This is a genomic window from Spirosoma taeanense, assembly GCF_013127955.1.
Classification (GTDB): Bacteria; Bacteroidota; Bacteroidia; order Cytophagales; family Spirosomataceae; genus Spirosoma; species Spirosoma taeanense.
Map to the genome: position 1 here is coordinate 3888016 of NZ_CP053435.1, position 22806 is coordinate 3910821.

21 protein-coding genes are annotated in these 22806 nt (G+C 51.1%); 12 read left to right on the forward strand and 9 right to left on the reverse strand.

Annotation, left to right across the window (positions count from 1 at the left end):
- Positions 1–5: 5 nt before the first annotated feature.
- Positions 6–185: a DDE-type integrase/transposase/recombinase gene (locus HNV11_RS24230; protein ID WP_171740674.1), complete on the reverse strand. Its 180-nt coding sequence runs from the start codon at positions 183–185 to the stop codon at positions 6–8.
- A 69-nt stretch (positions 186–254) separates the two neighbouring features.
- On the opposite strand from HNV11_RS24230, the gene HNV11_RS16320 reads away from it, so the two are divergent.
- Both HNV11_RS16320 and HNV11_RS16325 read left to right on the forward strand, forming a co-directional pair.
- The gene (locus HNV11_RS16320; RefSeq protein WP_171740675.1) at positions 255–464 is read left to right on the forward strand and encodes a transposase; all 210 of its coding nucleotides are present in this window, start codon (positions 255–257) and stop codon (positions 462–464) included.
- Positions 465–551: 87 nt separating this feature from the next.
- On the forward strand, positions 552–1442 hold the full coding sequence (locus tag HNV11_RS16325) for an IS3 family transposase (protein ID WP_171740676.1): 891 nt from the start codon (positions 552–554) through the stop codon (positions 1440–1442).
- Positions 1443–1450: 8 nt separating this feature from the next.
- Here the strand turns inward: HNV11_RS16325 and HNV11_RS16330 are convergent, their stop codons facing one another.
- Positions 1451–1696 carry a hypothetical protein gene (locus tag HNV11_RS16330; protein WP_171740677.1) on the reverse strand — a complete coding sequence of 82 codons (246 nt, stop codon included), beginning with the start codon at positions 1694–1696 and terminating at the stop codon, positions 1451–1453.
- 276 nt (positions 1697–1972) lie between these two features.
- Positions 1973–2266 (reverse strand): transposase, encoded by a 294-nt coding sequence (locus HNV11_RS16335; RefSeq protein ID WP_171740678.1) that lies wholly within the window; start codon positions 2264–2266, stop codon positions 1973–1975.
- Between the two features lie 92 nt (positions 2267–2358).
- Between HNV11_RS16335 and HNV11_RS16340 the strand changes: the two genes are divergently transcribed.
- Genes HNV11_RS16340 through HNV11_RS16355 form a run of 5 tightly spaced genes read left to right on the forward strand, consistent with a single transcriptional unit; the run spans position 2359 to position 5149 of the window.
- Positions 2359–2658 carry a transposase gene (locus tag HNV11_RS16340; protein WP_171740679.1) on the forward strand — a complete coding sequence of 100 codons (300 nt, stop codon included), beginning with the start codon at positions 2359–2361 and terminating at the stop codon, positions 2656–2658.
- Positions 2655–3320, forward strand: a complete 666-nt coding sequence (locus HNV11_RS16345; protein WP_240163978.1) for an IS3 family transposase — start codon at positions 2655–2657, stop codon at positions 3318–3320. The genes HNV11_RS16340 and HNV11_RS16345 overlap by 4 nt, the downstream gene beginning before the upstream one ends.
- 7 nt (positions 3321–3327) lie before the next feature.
- The gene (locus HNV11_RS24015; RefSeq protein WP_240163491.1) at positions 3328–3567 is read left to right on the forward strand and encodes an integrase core domain-containing protein; all 240 of its coding nucleotides are present in this window, start codon (positions 3328–3330) and stop codon (positions 3565–3567) included.
- 19 nt (positions 3568–3586) lie between these two features.
- Positions 3587–4267 carry a hypothetical protein gene (locus HNV11_RS16350; protein WP_171740680.1) on the forward strand — a complete coding sequence of 227 codons (681 nt, stop codon included), beginning with the start codon at positions 3587–3589 and terminating at the stop codon, positions 4265–4267.
- Positions 4268–4288: 21 nt separating this feature from the next.
- Positions 4289–5149: a hypothetical protein gene (locus HNV11_RS16355; protein ID WP_171740681.1), complete on the forward strand. Its 861-nt coding sequence runs from the start codon at positions 4289–4291 to the stop codon at positions 5147–5149.
- A 48-nt stretch (positions 5150–5197) separates the two neighbouring features.
- Here the strand turns inward: HNV11_RS16355 and HNV11_RS16360 are convergent, their stop codons facing one another.
- Both HNV11_RS16360 and HNV11_RS16365 read right to left on the reverse strand, forming a co-directional pair.
- Positions 5198–6205: a hypothetical protein gene (locus HNV11_RS16360; protein WP_171740682.1), complete on the reverse strand. Its 1008-nt coding sequence runs from the start codon at positions 6203–6205 to the stop codon at positions 5198–5200.
- A 59-nt stretch (positions 6206–6264) separates the two neighbouring features.
- Positions 6265–7479, reverse strand: coding sequence for a toll/interleukin-1 receptor domain-containing protein (locus tag HNV11_RS16365; RefSeq protein WP_171740683.1), 1215 nt, complete (start codon positions 7477–7479; stop codon positions 6265–6267).
- 295 nt (positions 7480–7774) lie between these two features.
- Here HNV11_RS16365 and HNV11_RS16370 point away from each other — a divergent pair, with 295 nt between their 5' ends.
- Positions 7775–9496 (forward strand): M14 family metallopeptidase, encoded by a 1722-nt coding sequence (locus HNV11_RS16370; RefSeq protein WP_171740684.1) that lies wholly within the window; start codon positions 7775–7777, stop codon positions 9494–9496.
- 681 nt (positions 9497–10177) lie between these two features.
- Positions 10178–13516 (forward strand): sensor histidine kinase, encoded by a 3339-nt coding sequence (locus tag HNV11_RS16375; RefSeq protein WP_171740685.1) that lies wholly within the window; start codon positions 10178–10180, stop codon positions 13514–13516.
- An 85-nt stretch (positions 13517–13601) separates the two neighbouring features.
- Here the strand turns inward: HNV11_RS16375 and HNV11_RS16380 are convergent, their stop codons facing one another.
- Positions 13602–15698, reverse strand: coding sequence for a M3 family metallopeptidase (locus HNV11_RS16380; RefSeq protein ID WP_240163493.1), 2097 nt, complete (start codon positions 15696–15698; stop codon positions 13602–13604).
- A gap of 250 nt (positions 15699–15948) precedes the next feature.
- Here HNV11_RS16380 and HNV11_RS16385 point away from each other — a divergent pair, with 250 nt between their 5' ends.
- Positions 15949–16737 (forward strand): NIPSNAP family protein, encoded by a 789-nt coding sequence (locus HNV11_RS16385; RefSeq protein WP_171740687.1) that lies wholly within the window; start codon positions 15949–15951, stop codon positions 16735–16737.
- A gap of 128 nt (positions 16738–16865) precedes the next feature.
- Positions 16866–18647 carry a DUF885 domain-containing protein gene (locus tag HNV11_RS16390; protein ID WP_240163495.1) on the forward strand — a complete coding sequence of 594 codons (1782 nt, stop codon included), beginning with the start codon at positions 16866–16868 and terminating at the stop codon, positions 18645–18647.
- A 460-nt stretch (positions 18648–19107) separates the two neighbouring features.
- Here HNV11_RS16390 and HNV11_RS16395 read toward each other — a convergent pair whose 3' ends face one another.
- The gene (locus tag HNV11_RS16395; RefSeq protein ID WP_171740688.1) at positions 19108–20667 is read right to left on the reverse strand and encodes a serine hydrolase domain-containing protein; all 1560 of its coding nucleotides are present in this window, start codon (positions 20665–20667) and stop codon (positions 19108–19110) included.
- A gap of 279 nt (positions 20668–20946) precedes the next feature.
- Here HNV11_RS16395 and namA point away from each other — a divergent pair, with 279 nt between their 5' ends.
- Positions 20947–22017, forward strand: coding sequence for an NADPH dehydrogenase NamA (namA, locus tag HNV11_RS16400; protein ID WP_171740689.1), 1071 nt, complete (start codon positions 20947–20949; stop codon positions 22015–22017).
- A gap of 32 nt (positions 22018–22049) precedes the next feature.
- Here namA and HNV11_RS16405 read toward each other — a convergent pair whose 3' ends face one another.
- A complete protein-coding gene (locus HNV11_RS16405; protein WP_171740690.1) occupies positions 22050–22262 on the reverse strand; it encodes a helix-turn-helix domain-containing protein in 213 nt (70 codons plus the stop codon).
- A 3-nt stretch (positions 22263–22265) separates the two neighbouring features.
- Positions 22266–22745 carry a DUF2975 domain-containing protein gene (locus tag HNV11_RS16410; protein ID WP_171740691.1) on the reverse strand — a complete coding sequence of 160 codons (480 nt, stop codon included), beginning with the start codon at positions 22743–22745 and terminating at the stop codon, positions 22266–22268.
- Positions 22746–22806: the final 61 nt, after the last annotated feature.

The window sequence follows — 22806 nt, forward strand, 5'->3', positions numbered from 1 at the left end:
GATCATCAGGACGACCGCTCAGGCGGCCCTGTCATACTTTGTCGAAAACGATGGTCAGCCAGAGTTTGGCGGAACGCTTTACCGATATACTGCCCACCTCGATCAGAATGGATAATACTGTCTGCTGCCAACTGATTGGAGCTAATCGCTTTACGCAACGCACTAAGCACCAAGTCTTCTCCCATGTTGTCAGCTAGAGTCCATGAGATGGTCCAGTTTTGCCGGACAGTCTAAGTGCTTAACTTAGCTGTACCATGAGCCAAAACAAATCCGTGCTGATGCCTCGTCGAAAGTACGATGAGGATTTCAAAAAAGAAGCTGTTCGCCTAGCTACTACTGGTGACCGGACCGTTGCTGATGTGGCCCGTTCACTGGGCATCTCGGAGAATCTGCTCTATCGTTGGAAAGGGAATAAAAAAGCAGGCCACCCGGATGGTAGCACCGTGATCTATCGAGGAATATGAGCGGGTCCGGGAACAACTTCGTCGTGTCGAGCAGGAACGCGAAGTGTTAAAAAAAGCGTTGGCCATTTTCAGCCGGATGACCTGACGGTGGTCTATAAACTGGTTACTGAACTGAGTAATCACCACCCGATTCAAGTAATCTGTCATGCCTTGGAGATCAGCCGAAGTGCCTACTATGAATATCGACGGGGCTTGAGCTATCAAGTATCTGAAGAGAAACGAAAGCTCATTGGTGCTATGCAGAAAAGTTTTGCCGATCATCGTCGTCGATACGGCAGTCGTCGGTTAACGCCGGAATTACAAGAGCAAGGTTATTCGGTGGGACGGCATCAACTCCGACGGCTGATGCGCCGTGAAGGATTAAGGGCAATTCAGCCCCGAAGCTTTATTCCCCGAACGACGGACAGCCGCCATAATGGACCTCTTAGTCCTAATTTGTTAGCAGATAGCCCATTTCCTGCCGCGCCAGGGTGTGTACTGGTTGGGGATATTACATATATTCCGTTGGTTACTGGAGAATGGGCCTATCTGGCTGCCTGGATGGATCTGTATTCTCGCCTGATCGCAGGCTGGCAGATCGAATTACACATGGAAGAATCGCTGGTCCATGAGGCCTTGAAAAAAGCCTTATTGCGTCGCAAACTGAATCCGAATGCGATCGTACATTCCGATCGGGGTGGCCAGTATATTGGCAAGTCATTCCGCAATACCCTACTTACTAATCAAATTCAACAGAGTATGAGCCGACCCAACGATCCGTACGACAATGCGTTTATGGAATCCTGCTGGTCCAGGTTGAAAGCTGAACTATTAGAAAACGGAGCCTTCCGCTCACTGGAAGATGCCCGAACTGAGTTATTTGATTACATTGAATGCTATTACAATCGGAAACGGCGGCATTCGTCGCTGGGCAACATTAGCCCTGAGCAATTTGAGCAGAACTATTACCTAATGTTAAATCAAAACTTGCATAGTTGACTGTCCGGCTAAACAGGACCACCCCACCAGCCTTTGATTTTACGACTGAATAGATCCATCCAAGCTGCCAGGTAGCCCCACTCGCTGCCCGCCAGCGGGATATAAGTAATGTCGCCAACTAAGACTCTATCCGGTGCCGTAGGAAAATCCATTTCTAATAATAAGTTAGCACAGAATGGCCCACTGTGCTTGCTATCGGTTGTACGGGGAATAAAGCTGCGTGGTTGAATGGCCCCCAGACCTTTGGCTTGCATGAGTCGCCGGAGCTGATGGCGACCTACTTCAAATCCCTGCTCTTGCAACTCCGTTAACAAGCGACCGCACGGGCGGCCCCGGACTGCCATAGCGCCGACGATGATCACTGAAACTATCCAGCATTGCCTGCCGTAATTTTTCTTTCCCGGCTGTCAGGCGGTGGCTTTGACCAGCCTGGTAAGTGTAGTACGCACTACGACTTATACCAAGCGCTTGACAAAGTCTTTCTACGGGAAAATGCCGTGCTAGTTCGGTCACTACCTGGTAGGATAACGTCAAGTCAGGCGGCTGAAAATGGCTAAGGCTTTTTTTAGTATGTCGCGCTCTTGTTCGGTTCGGCGTAGTTGCTCTCGCAATTGGTCATAGTCCTGCTGGGATATTCCGGTTGGGCTCTCAACGGATTTGTTTGTATGCCCTTTCCAACGATAAAGTATATTTTCGGAAATACCCAAGGAGCGGGCTACATCCGGCACACTTCGTTGGCCAGTAGTCACTAAGCGAACGGCCTCGTTTTTGAAGTCTTCGTCGTACTTTCGGCGTGGTTTTACCACGTTGTGCTTCTTGGTCATGGTACAGCTAAGTTAAGCAACTCAACTGTCCGTCAAACCTGTGAGATGGTCTAATAAATCGGCACAGTGAACTTGTCTAATTTCGCAAGATCATGCAGCTTAAAAACAAACCCATTAACCGGCGTAAATACGACGCTACTTTCAAGGCCGACGTACTGAAAATGATTGCTAACGGCCAGAGCGTGGCTTATGTGGCACAGGCGCTGGGTATCAGTGAAGCGCTCATCTACAAATGGAAGCAACGGACAAAAGGGGAAGAAAAGCACCACTCTTCGGGTCAGGCCTCCGAAATGCTGATTGAGAATCAGCGACTGCTACAGCGTATCAATCAACTAGAAACCGAGCGCGAAATCTTAAAAAAAGCCTTAGCCATTATCAGCCGACAGACCTGAGAGTACGATATGAACTAATCCAAGAGTTGGCTTCTGAATTTGCAGTTGAAACCCTGTGCTCAGTTTTTGCAGTTAGTCGGACAGCCTACTATCGATACTTACGGGGTGATAGCTATCGATTAAGTGCTGAAAAAATGAAGCACCAGCAGTTAGTCGAACAGACTTTCAACAACCATAAACGACGGTATGGCAGTCGACGCATTACGGCAGAGTTGCAGGAAAAAGGCCATTCAGTAGGACGTTGTCAGGTTCGAACGCTGATGAAATTGGTTGGTTTACAAGCCATTCAGCCTAAGTCATTTGTACCACGAACGACCGATAGCACCCATAATAGAGGCTACTGGCCAAATTTATTATTAGATCAGCCTATGCCCAAGGCACCCAACTTGGTCTGGGTCAGCGATATTACTTATCTGCCGCTGGTCAACGGTGAATGGGGCTACTTAGCTACCTGGATGGATCTATTCTCGCGTAAGATAGTGGGTTGGCAGGTGGATGAAACGATGGAAGATGAATTGGTTGTGCTTCCCTTACGTCGTGCACTGCAATTACGTCAACCTGCCGAAGGCCTAATTATCCACTGCGCCGGCAGCCCGGTCGGATCGAGGTGGGCAGTATGTATCAACGGAGTTGAAGGAGTTAGCGCGTTTGTGGCATATTAGGCCCAGTATGAGTCGGGCCGACGATCCGTATGACAATGCCTTTGCTGAGTCGTTATGGAGCCGCCTAAAGGCGGAGTTATTGGAAGGCGGTGTATTTTTGAGCGTGGAAGATGCACGCACAGAAATCTTCGACTACATTGAGGTGTATTATAACCGGGAGAGAAAGCATTCGTCGCTGGGCTATAAAAGCCCTGATCAGTTTGAGCAGGAATACATTACAAATCTGACAAATTCAGTGTGCCGCTAAATCGGACCACCTCAGAATTATGGCCAGCTATAATTTTTATGACAATGAGGAACGTCCATTAAGGGACCGGTTTTTGTCTGTATTAGACGATACTAGACAAGATGAATCCTCAACTCGCTCACTTGCACGATGGCAAGAAGCCTTCGGACCGAATGAATCAGTGCCTTCTGAAGAAGCTTTGGCAAATTTGTTAACTGATTTAAAAGCAATACCTACACTGTTGTCCAAAGCGACTTGCCCTAAACATCGTTTGTTTGTATCACATCGGCAAATTGACAAAGGATATGGTCTTCGCATTGCCAAGTTAGCTAACGATAATGGTTTTGAGTTTTGGCTGGATGTACTTGATCCAGCGCTAAAAGCACTACCCACGTTTTCTCATCTATCTGCAAAGCGGCTGGCCTTACTAACAGCATGTATAATCGAAATGGGGCTTATCAATAGCACGCATGTATTGGCTGTTATGACCAGAAAAACAAAGGGGGGCGAATGGGTACCGTATGAATATGGGCGTGTCCGGCAGGTTAACAATACATCGTGCTGGAAACACCCCAATCACATCTTTACCTTACCTGATTACATAGAATTAGGAGCAATAACAAATAGTGAAGCAACGATAAACTCTTGGCTTTCGGGTTTTTCTCCTAGTCCGTCTATTCTATGGAAACCCGCTTGGATGATCACTAAACAGTTACCATAAGTATAGAAATAAATTTACAAGTTGATTGAAGAGAATATGCCAAGTCATTACATTCATTATCTTCCTAGACGGGCTTATCTGCGATTCCTGAATGATAAGCAATCGCCAAATTTTGAACAGCAAGATAGATCCCACACCAAAGATGTTGATGAACCTTGGTATGCTGAGGACCAAAGGTTAGACAGTGGCTTTCTCCGTCCCACATATCATATCACAAGGAGTAATAGTGGTCCCGCTGAGGCAATTAAACCAGGTGATACTATCTGGATAATCAGTCAATTATTTTCTCCATGGGGCCATTTACCCCCAGCATTAGACGCTAAGGTTGATGTGCAGGAAGTAATAAATCAGCAAGACGGCACTATAAAATTTATAGCGGCTGCTTCTTCAATTTGGTTTCCCTTAGCCGATATATCTAAGATATTAAATGAATTATATACAGTTCCAAAAATTGGACAACCAACTCATTTAATGTCCGATAAGAATAAACCTGTTGGTATTTATCTTCAAAGCATCAGAAAGCTAGAATCGTCAACTAGGCTTTTAGAATGGTCTAATAAATTAAAAAAGCGAGATTTTAAATTTATTAGCTATCGAATAAAAGATGGCACAGAGTGCGCCTATAAGTGTGCTCAGAAATTACTGAAAAAGAAAAAGGCAGTTTATTGGGATAGATGGTCTTTACCGAGAAGGTTAGTTGAGCGAAGAGAGACAGTAGATGATAAGGCGTTAAACCTAACCTTAGAAAGCGTAATAAGCGATCCTAAATGCTCAACCGTGTATGGCATAGAGTCGCCACTTTACTCAGACCCAACCAGCTATGCACAGAGAGAAGCAACGCTTGCAAAGCAATTAGGGAAGTATTTAAGCGTTCCTTGCTAATCGCAGATGAAATTGCTAGTAAGGCATTGGAATTAACTCAGCAAAAGCCTACAATCTCCTCCTTACTTCCACAGCCACAGCCTTTACCTGCACCCAATCCTTCTCTATATCAGCTTCGGTGAGAAAGTAGAACGGTGCAAACGTATTGCAGGTAATGCGATTTAGCCCGCGGAAGGGCTGTACGGCCCTCCAAGTGGCGTTGGCGAAGCGGTTCAGTAGTTGTTTGTCCTTCTGGCCAATTGTGTTGTTGTTTATGGATTCCAGGATGTCAGAAGGGAGCTTTTGCTGAGTTGTAGCCAAGTAGTCGAGGCCGCAGGTGAGGGCGTAAAATCCAGCTAGGTTTGTGGCAATTTTCTGTTCTTTTACGCTTTTCGTTACGGTAGCGGTTTCGTCTTCGGGCGAAAGAAAAGGGTGAACTGGTTTTTGCTGGCCTTTGTAATAACTGGCGTCCAGATGAGACGCTATCTCGGCCGCAAACGATTCGCTTTGTAGCAGACTGCGTAATTTGCTCATTTGATCGTTCAGCGAGCCGTTCCGAACGTCCTGCATGGCGATCTGCAGTTTCTCAGCAGCCGCCTGAATCTGGTCGTAATCCTTTTGGACTTCGTCTTTTGGCAGGAAGCTGGCCATGGTAAAAACCGAGCGCTCAATACGATCTAGCCCCTGGAATGGCTGTCCGGCTTTCCAGGTAGCATTAGCGAAGCGGTTGAGCAGCAGAAAGGTGGCAGAATCAACCTTGTTGTTTATAATTGCTTGGAGCATATCGGTTGGCTTCTGATCGGACTGAGCACACAAAGCCCCAAGGCCGCATTCCAGCGCGTAGAAACCGGCCAGGTTAATGGCTATTTTTTCGTCTTTTCGGGTAATAATTACCTTGGCAGTATCATCGCCCGACTCCAGAAAAGGCGGAGGAGTTGCACCAATATTAGCATAATAAGCATTGTGCTCGGCCTTCGCTATAGCGAAGGCAAACTCCTTGTTACGTAGCAGGGAGTCAATCGCGCTTAACTCACGGTGTATCTGCTGTTGCTGTCGGTTGTCATCATCTTTCTTCATACAGCACAAAGGTATGAGCAGAAACAGCACGCTACCCCTTTATCCATCTTTGCTAATTTTCAGTTGCTTATGATTTGATCAACGGAAGCTTTTAACTTTTCCATATCGCCTTCTGTGCAGTCAATGTAGCTATATATGGCCATCATTGGCGGCAGGTCGGCATCGTTGCAGAAGTTGATAGTTTTAATGGTGAGTTTCTTACGTTTCTCCATGACGTACGCGCATTGAAACTCATCCCAGCAGACGTCCGACTTACTATATTCAGGGGTAAGCACACAGACCACGCTTTTCGAGCGCTGAATGGCGTCGGAAATCATTTTGATCCACAAACCACCTGTGGGAATGTTGTCGCGGTCGTAAAAAATAGTGGAGTCGGGGTGCCTGACCTTTAAGGCGTTGACCAGTTCCCGTACGGCCGCCGTGTGTTTGTGTGAATAGCTAATGAAGTAATCGTAGGTAGTCGGCTTAACCGGTGTGAGTACAGATTCTAGATCGTCGACGTCGATATCTCTAGAGTTCGTGAAGTCGATCCGCTCGTCGGTTTCTGCCTGAACCAGTTCCCGTAGTGCGTACTCCATCTTAGGTAGAGCTTGCTCCGTGAAAGTAGTTCCGTTCAGGATATTGATCTTCGTGAGCGCCGTATTAGCACTCATTAGCCCGACTTCGGCCATGTGCTTGAGTTCATATTGCTTCCTGACATTCTCAAAAATGGGAAAGCCTTTGGCAACCTGGTCTTCACGGTGTAGCACAAGTTTTAATGAGGTTAGCGGCAAGCCTGTATCAAGCCAGAAGATGGCGGTATCCAATAGAATAGGCAGCATAGTTTCAAGCGGAAACAGCTGATCATCAGTTGCCAGAACCGGCATCGCAACTTCGTTGTGCAGATCGTCAATGGCAAAGGCGTTAATGCCACGAAATAGGTTGCCTGCTTCCGTTTCGGCATCACTAACATTCCCAATTGGTTCGAAGCAAAGGATTTTCCTGAAATTAAAACGATGCTGCTGAGCCTCGGACAAAGGTTTGGAAAGCCAGCACCCCAACTGATTAAGTAAGTCGATGTCTTTATCTTCGGCTAGCTCGGCAACCGAGACGCCAACATTATTCAGCGCCGACATCAGCGTACCGAGCACTGGCTCATAGCTCCCCCGAATGGCGGAAACGGCTAAGATATCCACGGCCAGTTCGGTTGGTATAGCCGTCAAGTCACCGTGCAGGAGTTGAATATAGGCATTGCCCTCTGGTCGAGAGATTTTAATCTGGGAAAGTAGTTCCATAGCCGATGAGGTCTTGCGAGTGGATTGGTTACCGACAGGTTACCAATCCCTGAAGCGACAAGTTGTTAAGTTATATCTAATCTCTCGTTCATAAAACGACGGTTTATTGAACGGAAGAACCTATCTCGCTGAAGCGTTACACCTAATTCATCTGCACACATTTATCATTATACTCTTTTTGAACTTATCCATAAGCCTTTACCAAGAATACTACATTCCTCAATCCTGGCAAATACGACCCAATACCTATCCTGAACGGTTTCCGGGTAAATTAGGGCCGTAATACATCCTGCTCATGAACAAACACCTGTACCTGCTGCTCACCTTCCTGAGCGTTTCAGCCTTTGCCCAGACTAAATCAACTCTGATTACGCCGTATGAACGGAGCCAGGGGCGGCAAACCGCTACCTATACCGAAATCATTCGCTACTATCAACAGCTCGATCGGCAGTTTAAGCAGGCGAAACTGATTGAAATCGGCAAAACGGACGTGGGCAAACCGTTGCACCTGTTTCTGCTCGCAGCCGATCAGGTGTTTACGTCCCGCCCCGACCGGGTTACGCTGCTGATCAACAATGGCATTCATCCCGGTGAGCCGGAGGGTATTGATGCGTGCATGATGCTGGCCCGCGACCTGCTGCTGGCGAATAAACTGCCCAAAAACGTGCTGCTGGCCATTGTGCCAGTCTTCAACGTAGGCGGCAGCCTGAACCGGGGTGTATCACGGGCGAACCAGAACGGCCCTGAGACCTATGGCTTCCGGGGTAATGCCCGCAACCTGAACCTCAACCGCGATTTCATCAAAGCCGATGCCGAAAATACCCGATCGTTTCAGGCTATGTTCCAGTCGCTCAAACCGCAGGTGTTCGTCGACAACCACACCAGCAACGGAGCCGATTACCAGCACGTGGTGACGTATTTTGCCACGCAGAAAGACAAGCTGCACCCGGCCGTATCGGGCTACATGACGCAGACCTTCCAGCCGAATCTGGACAAAGCCCTCACCGAAAAAGGCTTTCCACCCGCGCCTTATGTCAACAACTTCAAGGATACGCCCGAGAGTGGTCTGCTGGGGTATAACGATTCACCACGTTACACGACGGGCTACGCGGCCATGTTCAACTGCTTTGGCTTTACGCTTGAAACGCATATGTGGAAAGATTATCCGGCGCGGGTGAAAGGCAGTTACGCCTTCGATGAAGCGGTTCTACGTCTGTGCGAGCGCGACGCCCGAACGATTCTGGCCAATAAGCAGCGCGCCGATGCCGCCGTTAGTCAGCAGACCCGCTTTGCGATTAACTATAAACTCGACCGCAGCCAGACTGATTCGATTCTGTTTCTGGGTTACGAAGCGGCCCATAAACCCAGCGAGGTGTCGGGTTTGAAACGACTCTATTACGACCGCACGAAACCATTCACGAAGCGCATTCCGTACCAGAACACGTTTGTGCCCGACGCGGAACTGGTCAAACCGGAAGCTTATGTCATTCCGCAGGGCTGGCGGGAAGTAATCGTGCTGCTAAAGCGTAATGGCGTTCGGATGCAGCCACTGAACGGCGATACGCTGCTGACCGTAACGGCTTATTACCTCGACGATTACCAAACGAGCCAGCGGCCCTACGAAGGGCACTATCTTCACTCGGCGGTGAGGGTCCGCCCGGCGGTGCAGCGCATCCAGTTCTATAAAGGCGACTATGTTATTCAGACGAATCAGCCAACGAATCGGTACCTGATCGAAACGCTGGAACCGCAGGCGGCCGACTCGTTTTTTGCCTGGAACTTCTTTGACAGCGTGCTCGATCAGAAAGAATACTTTTCAGACTATATTTTCGAAGACACGGCCGCCGATCTGCTCCGGAAAGACCCGGCTCTACGTCAGCAGTTAGCCGACCGGCGAGCCGCCGACAAAGCTTTTGCCGACAATGCCCGAGCGCAACTGGAGTTCATCTACAGAAAAACAACGTATTTCGAAAAGACCTTCAATCGTTACCCGGTGTATCGGCTGGAAGGCAGGTAAAAATTCAGGGACTGAATCTGTTTTAAGAATAACCAGAGCCGGGTGAAGATCTCACGATCGTCGAAACCGGTTTGTAGTTTCACAGTAGGCATACAGACCAAACACGGCTCACACACCGTCAGCAAACGCAGGCGTTCCAACGATTAACGCAAATACCGGGATCACATCGCGAACGCCATCGCCAGCAATGCACCTGACATTTCCTGTGGCTCCAGACGGGCGATTCTAGCACCGATGACTCCGACCAGCAGACAAGGGCTAAAACAAAAGCGCCCGGTCGCCAATGCCAGCTGGCCAGAAGCAGTAATAGAGAAGGAATGAGCACACCGACAGGCCGCATCATCAATCTTCTATTCTTTTGCATGGGATACGGTAGTTTACGTTGTAGCTGAAGAGTCCACTCAAGAAGCCAGGTCTGTATGCCGAAGTTTGGCCCAGAATACCTTGTAACAAATCAATGATTTTATGTAACTTGACTACATCATTGCTGCTCCTAACCCCCACATGAAGCCATTCTACAGTGCGCGGTGGCCCGGCCTGCTTGCCATCACTCGGGGCTGGCGTCAAGCCTCGACCAGTTTTGCGTTAAGGACCCGCCAAAGGACGGTGTTCCACTGGCCAAAGCTTCGAAGGAGCACGTCGGCAATAATCCGGTCTGGTCGAAGTCAGACGGCTCGATGTGTGCTATACCTGCTGCTGTATGCGCTGCCCATTCAGGCTCAGAATTTTACGTTTAACCGGGTTCCTTTATTTGAAGAAAATATCCGGGGATTCATTACGGCAATGGCCCAGGATGACCACGGCTATATGTGGTTTACGGGCGTAAATCTGTACCGCTATGACGGGTATCACCTGATCACCTATAGAAATGATCCGCGGGATTCTACATCGATTGCCCCTTCCCGACTGGAATCAATCTATATTGGCAAAAACGGCATCATCTGGATTGGTACGTTCGGGTCCGGCCTTGAGCGGTTTGATCCAGCCACCGGCATCTTCACGCACTACCCAAATAAGCCCCATGATCCGGGCAGTCTCAGTAACAATATCGTTACGTCCATCCTTGAAGATCAGGACGGCCTGCTTTGGGTGGGTACGCACGGTGGCCTGAACCGGTTCGACCCGAAGACAGGAAAATTCAGGCGATACCAGCATAATCCCGCCGACCCGACCAGCCTGAGCAATGATCAGGTCAGGATCTTGTATCAGGACAGGCAGGGCACGCTCTGGATTGGCTGCGGCAGTCCGTTCGGAAACGAGTCGCCGGGCGAAGCGGGCGGCCTAAACCGGCTCGATAAAAACACGGGCCTCTTTACCCGTTACCTGCATGACCCCAGAGACCCGAATAGTCTGCTCGACAATAAGGTCCGGGCCATCTGTGAGGACAGCCGGGGCAATTTCTGGATTGGCACGGCCGGCGACGGCCTGCATCAAATGAACCGGCAAACCGGACGGTTTACCCGATTCCGGTACGATCCTCTCCAACCGGATAAACTCAGTGCCCCCGAGAAAAAAGGCGATTTTCACCATGTCACCTTTGTGCATGAAGACGTAACGGGTGGTATCTGGATTGGTGCATTTCCCAGCGGGCTGAATTATTTCGATCCGAAGACATCGAAAATAACCCGTTACGTAGCCAACAAGGACAAACCCGAAGGACTGCAGGAGAACTCGGTCTGGTACGCCTACACGTCCCGCGATGGAGTTCTTTGGATCAGCACCCAATTTTATGTGTACCGGATTGACCCCTTACGCCCGCACGTTACCCACATCACTACCGATGGCCGGGTTAATGCTTTTTACGAAGACCACCGCACGCTATGGATCGGCACGGATAAGGGCCTACTCCGAAGCGACCTGAATTCGTCATCGGCCACGTCTTTCCGGCATGATCCGCAGCGCACGAGCAGCCTTAGCAGCGATGTTGTGTTATCGCTCTGGAAAGACCGGAAAGGGAACCTCTGGGCCGGCACGGCCAATGGCCTGAACCGGTTCAACCCCCAGACAGAAACGTTTACGCGGTACGAACATAACCGCGCCGATGCCAGTAGTATAAGCCAGGGAGGAGTTTTGTCTCTTTATGAAGATCATCTGGGCGATTTCTGGATCGGCACCGACTCCGGACTGGATCGCATGGACCGTGTACAAGAACGCTTTACGCACTACAGGCATAAGCCCGGCGAAGGCGGCAGCCTCAGTAATAACACGGTAAAATGCATTAACGAAGATCAGTCCGGCACGCTGTGGATAGGTACCTGGAGCCGGGGTGGCATTAACCGCCTGGACCGACGAGCGGGCCGGTTCAGGCGATATCTGGAAGGCAGCAATGTGGTCAATATCGCTCAGGATGCGCAGGGCACCCTCTGGGTAGCGACCGAATTTGGCCTGTTCCGGCGGAACGATAAACAGGATCTATTCACCCGCTTCACCGACGCGGGGCCGGAATTGAGCACAGCCAACATTGTAAGCATTCTGGAAGATTCTAAACGAAACCTCTGGCTGGGTTCGGTATCGGGTATCTTCAGACTCAATGCCAGTCGGGCCAGCGCCCAGGTTTACGGGAAGAAATACGGAATTCTGCCCAACGGTCTGTCGGACATGGTAGGCCATAAGCGCCCCGATGGTGCCTTGTTATTTGGCGATGAAACGGGTTATTACGTCTTCCATCCTGGTGAAATTAAAACCAATACCAAAGCACCGCAGGTGCTCATTACGGATTTTAAAATTGCCGATATGCCGGTCAAACCGGGCCCGGATAGTCCGTTAAAGAAGCCTATCGAAGAAACCCGGGCGATTGAACTCACCATCAAACAGAATGTATTTTCCTTTGAGTTTTCCGGGATTCACTACAGCAGTCCCGAAGCCAATAAACATCTTTTCATCCTGGAAAACTACGAGAAAAACTGGCGCAGGGCCGGTTCGGAGAAGGCCGCCTACTATTCAAATGTGCCGCCCGGCAATTATGTATTTCGGGTAAAAGCCGCCAGCAGCGACGGCTTATGGGCCGAGAATGCCCTTCGCGTTACGGTGCTGCCGCCCTGGTGGGCAACCTGGTGGGCATACGGCCTCTACGCAATCCTGTTTATGGGTGGAGTCTACGGCGTGCATCGCTTTCAGAAGCAGCGCGTGATTGCCATCGAGCGGGAACGAACCCGGGAACGGGAACTGGCGCAGGCAAAAAAAATTGAACAGGCCTATACAGAACTCAAAACAACGCAGACGCAGCTCATTCAATCCGAAAAGATGGCTTCGCTGGGTGAGTTAACCGCCGGCATTGCCCACGAGATGCAGAACCCGCTGAACTTCGTCAATAACTTCGCCGAAGTCAGTACCGAGTTAGTTGATGAGTTAAAGGAAGGGCCCATCCAGAAATTACCGGATGCGGATAAGCAGTATGCCGATGAGATTTTAATTGATCTCAGCCGGAACTTAGCCAAGATTACCAATCATGGCCAGCGGGCCGCGTCCATTGTGAACGGTATGCTCGAACACACGCGTATGGGCACGGGTGAACGTCGGCTTACCGACTTGAATACGCTTTGTGATGAATATCTTCATCTGGCTTACCACGGGCTACTGGCCAAGGACAAAACCTTCAGCACCAAACTGGAAACAGACTTCGAAGCCGATTTGGGCCTGGTTGATGTTGTGCCGCAGGAATTAGGCCGGGTGCTACTGAACCTGTACAACAATGCGTTTTACGCCGTTTCCGAGAAAAAACAGCAGTCGGCTGTCGCGTATCAGCCGATCGTTCGGGTAAGTACCAGACGGGTTGAGGATACGATCGAAATTCAGGTGCTGGACAACGGCATCGGCATACCCGACGCGGTCAAAGCGAAGATTTTCCAACCTTTTTTCACGACTAAACCCACGGGCGAAGGTACGGGCTTAGGCCTATCGCTTTCCTATGATATCGTGACCAAGGGACATGGCGGGTCGTTGCTGGTAGAAAGTCAGGCCGGGCAGGGAACTCAGTTCGTCATTCAGTTGCCGCAACCACAGGTTATCAAGAAGACGTAACGGCCAGTAACACGCTCCCTAAAACCAGAAGGAGACCCATTGGGTCTCCTTCTGCATATGAGCTGATTCAATCTAAAGATAATCCCTACACATCCTTCAGCAGACCGCGCCGACGCAGCAGGGGTTTGATGTCGGGCTCGGCTCCCCGGAAGTTGCGGTAGAGCTTCATCGGCTCGTCGGTGCCACCGCGCTCCAGCACGTTCTTCCGGAATGACTGCGCCGACTTCTGATCAAACAGTCCTTTCTGCTTAAACACCTCGAAAGCATCGGCATCGAGCACCGCCGACCAGATATAGCTGTAGTAACCCGCCGAATAACCACCCGCAAAAACGTGCTGGAAGTAGGTACTCCGGTAACGCGGTGGGATCTGATCAATCAGACCAATTTTGTCCATAGCCTGCTTTTCAAAAGCCAGCACATCGGTCGGCACCTGATCGGGTTTGAGCGTGTGGTAGGCCATGTCGAGCAGCGACGCAGCGAGGTATTCGCTCGTGGCAAAGCCCTGATTGAACAGGCTGCTCTTTTTGATTTTTTCCACGAGTGCATCGGAGATGACCGCGCCGGTCTGGTAGTGTTTGGCAAACAGCTTCAGCATCTCCGGCTCAACGGCCCAGTTTTCCATGATCTGCGACGGCAGCTCGACGAAGTCGCGCGGCACCGACGTACCCGACTGGCTACCGTAATGTACGTTGGACAGCAGACCGTGCAGGGCGTGGCCAAACTCGTGGAAGAACGTGCTTACCTCGTCCAGGGTCAACAGCGCGGGGGCGTTGCTGGTCGGTTTAGAGAAGTTACAGACGATAGAAACAACGGGCGTAATTTTCTTACCGTTCTCGATTTCCTGTCGCCGGTAGCTGGTCATCCAGGCACCACCCCGTTTGCTGGCGCGGGGGTGAAAGTCCATGTAAAGAATACCAATATGTTGCCCATTGGCTTCTTTCACTTCGTAGGCAATGGCGTCGGGATGATAGGCTGGTACGTCAGGACGGCGCTCGAACCGCAGGCCGTAAAGCCGGTTGGTCAGCATGAAAATACCATCCCGCACACCTTCGAGCGGAAAATAAGGACGTAACTCCTGCTCATCGAGGGCGAATTTTTCTTTACGCAGCTTTTCGGCGTAGTAGCGCCAGTCCCAGCTGGCTAACTTTTCGCCCCGGCCTGGACTGGCTTTCCCTTCCTTATCCATCAGGGCCTGCAACTCGGCGGCTTCCTGCTGCGTAACGGGAACGGTAGCCGCCCAGAGCTGATTAAGTAGTTCGCTTACTTTGGCCGGGGTCTGGGCCATGCTTTCTTCCAGTACGTAAGCCGCGTGGTTCTCGTAACCCAGCAATTGCGCTTTCTCCGCCCGCAGCGCGACCATCTTCGCCATAATCTGCTTGTTGTCGCGCTCGTCATTATGATTGCCCCGCTCCAGATACGCCCGGAAAATCTTCTCCCGCAAGGCGCGGTTGTCGGCGTACTGCAAAAACGGCATGATGCTCGGATTCTGCAGGGTGAACACCCACTTGCCCGCCAGATTCCGCTTCTGCGCTTCGTCGGCGGCAGTGGCTACAATTGACGCCGGCAGACCGCGCAGATCTTCCTGTTTGTCGATAACCAGGGCGTAGGCGTTGTTTTCGGCGAGCAGGTTCTGGCCAAACTTCAGGGTCAGCACGGAGAGTTCGCCATTGATTTTTCGCAGGCGATCCTGCTTGTCGGACGCCAGGGCCGCCCCGTTGCGAACGAAATTTTTGTAGGTCTTTTCCAGCAGCCGCTGCTGATCGCCGGTTAGTTTGAGCCGGTTGCGCTGGTCATAGACCGCCTTTACACGCTGAAATAAGACCGGATTCAGTGAAATATCATCGCTATGTTTCGATAGCTTCGGCGCCACCGTCTGGGCGATTTTCTGCAGTTCATCGTTCGTGTTGGCGCTGTTCAGGTTACCCAGAACGGTGTTTACCCGCCGGAGCAGGTCACCGCTTGCTTCCAGCGCTTCAATGGTGTTGACAAAACTGGGCGCCTGCTTCTGACTGGTAATTATACTAATTTCAGCGGCCTGCTGTTTCATGCCTTCGTCAATTGCCGGCTCAAAGTGTTCGGGCTTGATTTTGTCGAAAGCGGGTACGCCGAAGGGCGTATTGTAGGCCGTAAAGAACGGATTGTCTACAGTTGGCGGTTTAGTCGCCGGTGCGGATGCACTCATAAACACAGTCGATAAAAAAACAGCGATTGTGGCTTTCATTAAACGGAAATTAGTTGACGAAACCACAAAGATACTGGTTTTCAGGGATAGAATAGCTAGTTTATTTCAGAGCATAAAACTTGATTCTCAACTGTTTAAGCGGCTCTCGCATTTCTGACGGAGCTATTTTTCTTCACGTTTTCGGATGGGTACAGTAAGTTTGTTTCTACGTGTTCCTTTTTTAGAGGATAGTCACTTTTTATTAATCAACATGCTCAGTACCCGTAAAACAGGCCATTCCATCGCCTTCTGGCTGATAGCCGCTTTTCTGATCACCGCCGTTCAGGCATTTAGCTTTGCTCCCAAACGTGAATTCTACCAGCTTAAAATCTATCACCTGAAAGACAACAACCAGAAAGACCGGCTGGAGACTTATCTCCAACAGGCATATCTGCCCGCGCTGCACCGAGCGGGCATCGGGAAAGTAGGCGTGTTCAAGCCCGCAACGAACGCCGATTCCCTGGTGTATGTGCTCATTCCGTTCAGGTCGGTGGACCAGTTCATGTCGCTTTCCGAAACCCTGGCGAAAGACAAACAGTACGTAGCCGCCGGGCAGGATTACATCAATGCCGAATACAACAACCCGGTTTTCAGCAACATTGAGTCGGTCTTGATGGAAGCGTTTGCGGGTATGCCTACGTTAATCGTTCCGAAGCTGCAGGCGCAGCCTTCCGAGCGCATTTACGAGCTGCGCCGATACGAAGCCGCGACGGAGAAGCTGCACGAAAACAAGATTAGCCAGTTCAACAATGGCGAGCTGGACATTTTCAAACGGCTGGGCTTCAACACGGTTTTCTGCGGGCAGGTGAAAGCCGGCAGCAAGCTACCCAGCCTGATGTATATGACCTCGTTCGAAAACAAGGCTTCCCGCGACGAGCACTGGAAATCGTTCAGCGCCGATCCCGGCTGGAAACAACTAAATTCCAAGCCCGAATATGCCCACAACTTCCTGCGCGCCGACATCTACCTACTGCACCCAACCACGTACTCGGAGATTTAAGAACACCAACTGCGTTTCGGAGTAAATCAATGAGAGAAAAGAGAGGCCCGTGAAGCCTCTCTTTTCGTTTGTCCGGCCGAAAAACCGTATCTTGCCTGAAAACGCAGCTTCACACAAACGCCTTATCCATGCGCTTTACGCTAGTTCTTCTCGTTCTGCTCTGTACCAGACTGACCCTTGCTCAAACTTCCTCCGCTTCGGCTTCCGGTTTTCAACGGATGCTGGACTCCTATTATGAGGAGTTTTTAAAACTGAACCCAACGGTTGCGTCAAGCAAGGGTGACTATCGGTACAACGACCAGCTCGAAAACTCCCTCAGTCAACCCTACCGCGCTCAGATGCAGGCTCTGTTTACGCGGTATCTGGACAGTTTGAAAGCCTATAACCTGCAGCAACTGCCGGAGCGTGACAAGCTCAGCTACCAGATTTTTCGCTACGATCTGGAAAAGAGTCTGGAAGGCATGCAGTATATGACCTACCTGACCCCCATGAACCAGATGGGCGATTTTCGGCTGTCATTTTCGCAGATGGGTTCGGGAAGCAGTGTCCACCCGTTTAAATCGGTTAAAGACTACGATGATTTTCTGAAACGGGTAACCGGTTTCGTCGCCCAGACCGATACGGCCATCGCCAACATGCGGAAAGGGCTGGTCATGAACCGGGTGCAGCCGCAGGTCGTGATGGTAAAGGTTCTGCCTCAGATCAAGGCGATGCTGGTTAACGATGTCACGAAAAGCCTTTTCTATACCCCCATCAAAAACCTGCCGACCAGCTTTTCAGCCGATGAAAAGCAACGACTGACGACGGCTTACACGGAGGCCATTACGCAGCAGATCATTCCGGCCTATAATCGCCTGTATACGTTCATTCAGAACGACTATCTCCCAAATACCCGCCAGACCGTTGCCCTTGAAGCCCTGCCCGATGGTAAAGATCAATACGCCTATCTGGTGAAATCGTGGACGACTACGAACCTCTCACCCGATGAGGTACATGCCATTGGTTTGAGCGAAGTAAAGCGGATTCGGCAGGCTATGGAAAACATCAGGCAGCAGGTGGACTTCAAAGGCGACCTGAAAGCGTTCTTTCAATACGTATTTACCGACCCGAAATTCTTTCCGTATAAGACCGACGAGGACGTAGTGAATGGCTTTCAGAAGATTTACGAAACTATAAAGCCGCATCTGGCGAGCCAGTTTAATGTGGTGCCTAAAACGGCCTTTGAAATCCGGCCGATCGAGAAATACCGCGCGGCTACGTCGGCGGCTCATTACATGGGCGGCACACCAGACGGCTCCCGGCCAGGTGTTTTCTACTTCCCCGTACTCGATGCCAGCAAGTACAGCTACTGGCGGATGGAAGATTTGTTTCTGCATGAGGCAATTCCCGGCCACCATTACCAGATTTCGTTGCAAACCGAAAACCCAGCCGTTCCGAATTTTCAGAAAGTAGGACGCTACGGGGCTTACGTCGAGGGCTGGGGTTTATATGCCGAACGCCTGGGAAAAGACTTGGGTCTGTACAGCGACCCGTACCAGGTGCTTGGCCAGTTGCAGGGCGAAATGCACCGGGCGATCCGGCTGGTAGTTGATTCGGGTATGCACCATAAAGGCTGGACCCGCGAACAGGCCGTTCAGTACAGTTTGGACAACGAACCCACCACCGAGGCTACGGCCATTCAGGAAGTTGAACGGTATATTGCCATGCCGGGGCAGGCGTTGTCCTATAAAATTGGTGAGTTAAAAATCATAGAAATCCGTCAGAGAGCGGAGAAAGCCCTCGGCAACCGGTTCGATGTTCGGGCCTTCCACGATCAGGTGCTGAAAGACGGGGCTATGCCCCTCGCTATTTTCGAAGCGAAGATGAACACGTGGATTAAAACTCAACAGGCGTCGTCAAAGAAAAGCTGATGTTACAGAATTCTAACTGTCAAAACAGCGCACCCTCAAGGGTGCGCTGTTTTAGTTAAATCCCGGAACGTAACGCGTTTATCCAGAGTGGCAACCAGTTTTCCATCAACCTCGACGTAGGGATAGATAAAGTAGTTGAGTGGTTATTGTTAGTCCAGTGATGCGCTGAAACAAACTATCGTGCGGCATGGGCAGCCAAAGGTCTACGTGCCTGGCTCCGGCCGGAATGCCGTTAACAGCACTCTGGTAGGTGAACTGCACTGTTCGTTCGGGGGCCGGACGCCAGCTGTTGCCATCGGCCTAACGTAAAAACTCATGCCCTTACCAGCCACACTGCCAGATACCCTGTACCACCTGCTCTGATTGTCATTTGCATTTGCATCTGACGCTAAAAGCTGGCTATACTACCGATGGCTCCCTAAGGACTGGGATGGACTAAGATCGTATTAATTTCAATTGGCTACCGGCTAACCTCGCGGAAATCGAGTTGCTGAATCAGGGCGGGGTTCTCCGGTGTGAGCGTAAAGAATACGTCGATATTCGCTTTTTCGCCTTCCAGCAGAAAATGACCGCGCAGCTGATTTTCGGGGATTAACTCACCGACGCGCTGAATTTTACCGGCTTTGGCATACAAATCCTGCACCGTTTTCCGACGCAGGGCTACCGACTTATCGGGGAAGAAATTTTCGGCGAAGATACCGCTGGCTTCAGCGTTCGTCCAGTCGGGCAAGAGCTTCACCAGTTCGGCTTTGCGCTGCGCCAGAATAGATGATACCGGCAGTTGGCGGGGCTGGAGCTTGCCGATGGCAACCAGCGTATCGAGCACGGCCGAATTTACCGATCCCAGACCGGCATACGTCAGATTGCCATACGCAATTACGCCGATGCCGTAGTCAGGCAGGATGCGCCACTGGCTGCCAAAACCGGGCAAACCACCGCTATGCCCGACGCTAACGCGTCCGGTGCAGCTATGACTCCAGCCGAGGCCGTAGCCATAGCCACTCGTTACGGGGCAGATCTGCCCCGCCGAATTCCGGGCCTGCGCAGCCATACCCGAAAATACCCAGGGCTGCTGCATCTCGCGCACCGAACTACGCTTCACAGGGCCGTTGTCGGCTTCATTGCGGGGTGGCCAGGCCGCCAGATGCAGGGCTACGTACTTGCTGAAATCCTCAATGGACGTAATTAGTCCACCCATCGCGCCGTATGAACCGTCGTGCAGCAGGGGTTCCTCCAGCCACTGCCCCTCCTGCCAGCGATAGCCATGTGCCAATTGACTGGCTGGTACGCGCGTGTATTCCCACTGCGTATCGTTCATGCCCAGCGGTTTCAGAATCGCGTCGGTGATGTATTGCTGATAGGGTTTACCCGACACGACCGTGATGATACGTCCCAGCATGGCGAAACCAAGGTTACTGTATTCATAAGCCACGGCGGGCGCGTTGGCGTTCGAGATTCCTCCTTTAATGAGCGCCAGCAGATCCGCGTCGGAGTCGGCCAGCTGCCGGTCGCCCCAAGGATTGTCCTCCGGGAAACCCGCCGAGTGCGTCATCAGGTTACGGATCGTTAGGCGGGGCGCATCGGCCGTGAGGTATTTATGCGTTTTCAGTTCCGGAATGTATAGCTCGGCGGGGTCGTCGAGCCGGAGTTTACCTTCGTCGCGCAGCTTCAAAATAGCCATCGTCGTTACGCTCTTGCTCATGGAGGCAATCCGGAACAGCGATTTAGGCGTTGCGGCAGTTTTGTTCGCTACGTCGGTATAGCCCGTCCCGCCCGAATAAACCAGCTTTCCATCGACGACAATCCCGAACGCGAGGCCCGGATAGTGATGCTGCTCAGCCCGGTCGCGGTACAGTTTCTCGACAATCGGGAAAGCGGCTTCCAGCTTTTTCAGTCGGTCGGCATCCGCAAAGGTGGGCGGCTGGTAAGTCGTTACGTGGGCAACCGGAGCCGGTTTAGTTGACGATTGAGCGCAGGCGGAGTAGGCAGCGAACAGACAGGCGATAAACAGAGGTTTCATAGGGTTAATGAAGCAAATACCGGTTGCAGGATGTAGTTCAGCCTGCAACTTAAGAAATAAGCGAATCAAACGGTCAGCCGGTTCTGCTTTCCTCATGCGCTCTCAAGCCCTTAGCTATCAACGTAAAACCGTCCTGTTGCGCCGTTGAGTAATCCGTTGGCTCGTTGCCCGCAGGCTAACCGCCCGAACCAGCTTCTTTGTACCAGTGTTGGTCTTTTCAGGCAATCTGCTGTATTCGGGCAGTTGCCTGAACTCAATCGCTCCGCTCAAACCAACGCTATGTCGATTCTTTTTTCGCCCCTCACCCTCCGCCGTATACAGCTCAAAAACCGGATTGTCGTATCGCCCATGTGTCAGTATTCCAGTCAGGATGGTTTCGCCAACGACTGGCATCTGGTGCATCTGGGCAGCCGGGCCGTGGGTGGCGCGGGCCTGGTCATTACCGAAGCTACGGCCGTATCGCCGGAGGGCCGCATTACGCCCGACGATCTAGGTATCTGGTCCGACGAACACATTCCCGGTCTGCAACGGATTACGCAGTTCATACGGGCGAGCAGCTCGGTAGCGGGTATTCAGCTGGCGCACGCGGGCCGCAAAGCCAGCCACCGACGCCCCTGGGACGGCGGCACAGCCATTGCCCCGACCGAAGAGCGCGGCTGGCAGACCGTAGCGCCCAGCGCCCTGCCCTTTCTGGAAACGGAACCCGTCCCGACGGCCCTAACCTCCGACGGCCTTGAGAAGGTTCTGGCCGATTTTCAGGCCGCGGCTATCCGGTCGCGGGAAGCGGGCTTTCAGGTAATCGAGATTCACGCGGCTCACGGGTATCTGCTGCATGAGTTTCTGTCGCCCCTCAGCAACCACCGTACCGACGCATACGGCGGCTCCTTTGATAACCGTATCCGGTTATTGCTTGAAGTCATTGAGCGCGTACAAACCGTCTGGCCCGCCGATCTGCCGCTGTTTGTGCGCATTTCGGCAACCGACTGGACCGAGGGCGGCTGGACGGCCGATGATTCGGTGGCCCTGGCCGCTGTTCTGAAAACCAAACGGGTTGATGTGGTAGACTGCTCAACGGGCGGCAACGTGCCCCGCGCGACGATTCCGGTTGGTCCCGGTTATCAGGTAAGTTTTGCTGAGCGAATCAAACAGGAAACCGGTATGCCAACCGCTGCGGTCGGAATCATTACCTCCGCCGAACAGGCCGAGTCAATCCTGGCCAACGGACAGGCCGATCTGATCCTGCTGGCCCGCGAGTTTCTGCGCGACCCTTATTTTCCGCTCCACGCGGCTCACCAACTGGGCGATGACCTGGCCTGGCCCGTGCAGTATGAACGCGCCAAACCCCGATAAACGCGGCCAATCCGATGGTAGCGGTCCGTTATTCATTTTTTGTTGTGTACGTATTCCAGAATGTCGCCTGGCTGGCAGTCTAATGCCTTACAAATTGCGTCCAGGGTGCTAAAACGAATTGCTTTCGCCTTACCTGTCTTTAAGATAGAAAGGTTGGATAATGTCAAATCAACTCTTTCAGAAAGTTCATTCAGAGAAATTTTTCGTTTTGCCATCATTACGTCCAAGTTTACAATGATTGGCATAGCTTAAATTGTTAAGTCATTTTCAGATTTCATATCGATAGCGTTCTGCAGGATTTTTTCAAATATTGCCGCAGCAGTTGCAACTACGATAGAAACAAAAGTAGTTACGATACACATGGCAAGAAAACCCGCCGGGTCATCCTCTTTATCATGGAATATCCTTATGTAGAGTCCTGCCATGACAATAAAACCGCTTAATACGATTGCACAATACTTTATGCTCTTTAAAGAGCCAATAGAGTCTGATGAGAATACTTTATTGTGCCCGATGTACCCAAGTAATCTGAACGCCTTGTACAGCGCAACAAAAAAAGCAATTGATGCTGCGTATCCATACAGGATGAACGGGTCAGCGTAAATGCTGAGTATATCTAAATCTTTAGCCCTCCCCTCGGTTAAGGGAAGCCGAATCATAATGACAAGTGCCACAATACCGATCAGCACGATGACGGCCTGAAGAAATACTATTGAAATTCGTTTCATGATGATTTTCGGAATTTTAATTGCACTGCATAGATAATAAAAAATTATTGATAAACAATAA

What these genes read in the sequence shown, in the direction of transcription:
- HNV11_RS16330 (WP_171740677.1), bottom strand. Translation starts at nt 1,696, where the DNA reads ATGCAAGCCAAAGGTCTGGGGGCCATTCAACCACGCAGCTTTATTCCC.
- HNV11_RS16360 (WP_171740682.1), bottom strand. Translation starts at nt 6,205, where the DNA reads ATGAAGAAAGATGATGACAACCGACAGCAACAGCAGATACACCGTGAG.
- HNV11_RS16340 (WP_171740679.1), top strand. Translation starts at nt 2,359, where the DNA reads ATGCAGCTTAAAAACAAACCCATTAACCGGCGTAAATACGACGCTACT.
- HNV11_RS16395 (WP_171740688.1), bottom strand. Translation starts at nt 20,667, where the DNA reads ATGAAACCTCTGTTTATCGCCTGTCTGTTCGCTGCCTACTCCGCCTGC.
- HNV11_RS16320 (WP_171740675.1), top strand. Translation starts at nt 255, where the DNA reads ATGAGCCAAAACAAATCCGTGCTGATGCCTCGTCGAAAGTACGATGAG.
- HNV11_RS16405 (WP_171740690.1), bottom strand. Translation starts at nt 22,262, where the DNA reads ATGCCAATCATTGTAAACTTGGACGTAATGATGGCAAAACGAAAAATT.
- namA (WP_171740689.1), top strand. Translation starts at nt 20,947, where the DNA reads ATGTCGATTCTTTTTTCGCCCCTCACCCTCCGCCGTATACAGCTCAAA.
- HNV11_RS16365 (WP_171740683.1), bottom strand. Translation starts at nt 7,479, where the DNA reads ATGGAACTACTTTCCCAGATTAAAATCTCTCGACCAGAGGGCAATGCC.
- HNV11_RS16410 (WP_171740691.1), bottom strand. Translation starts at nt 22,745, where the DNA reads ATGAAACGAATTTCAATAGTATTTCTTCAGGCCGTCATCGTGCTGATC.
- HNV11_RS24230 (WP_171740674.1), bottom strand. Translation starts at nt 185, where the DNA reads ATGGGAGAAGACTTGGTGCTTAGTGCGTTGCGTAAAGCGATTAGCTCC.
- HNV11_RS16335 (WP_171740678.1), bottom strand. Translation starts at nt 2,266, where the DNA reads ATGACCAAGAAGCACAACGTGGTAAAACCACGCCGAAAGTACGACGAA.
- HNV11_RS16370 (WP_171740684.1), top strand. Translation starts at nt 7,775, where the DNA reads ATGAACAAACACCTGTACCTGCTGCTCACCTTCCTGAGCGTTTCAGCC.
- HNV11_RS24015 (WP_240163491.1), top strand. Translation starts at nt 3,328, where the DNA reads ATGAGTCGGGCCGACGATCCGTATGACAATGCCTTTGCTGAGTCGTTA.
- HNV11_RS16385 (WP_171740687.1), top strand. Translation starts at nt 15,949, where the DNA reads ATGCTCAGTACCCGTAAAACAGGCCATTCCATCGCCTTCTGGCTGATA.
- HNV11_RS16350 (WP_171740680.1), top strand. Translation starts at nt 3,587, where the DNA reads ATGGCCAGCTATAATTTTTATGACAATGAGGAACGTCCATTAAGGGAC.
- HNV11_RS16380 (WP_240163493.1), bottom strand. Translation starts at nt 15,698, where the DNA reads ATGAGTGCATCCGCACCGGCGACTAAACCGCCAACTGTAGACAATCCG.
- HNV11_RS16390 (WP_240163495.1), top strand. Translation starts at nt 16,866, where the DNA reads ATGCGCTTTACGCTAGTTCTTCTCGTTCTGCTCTGTACCAGACTGACC.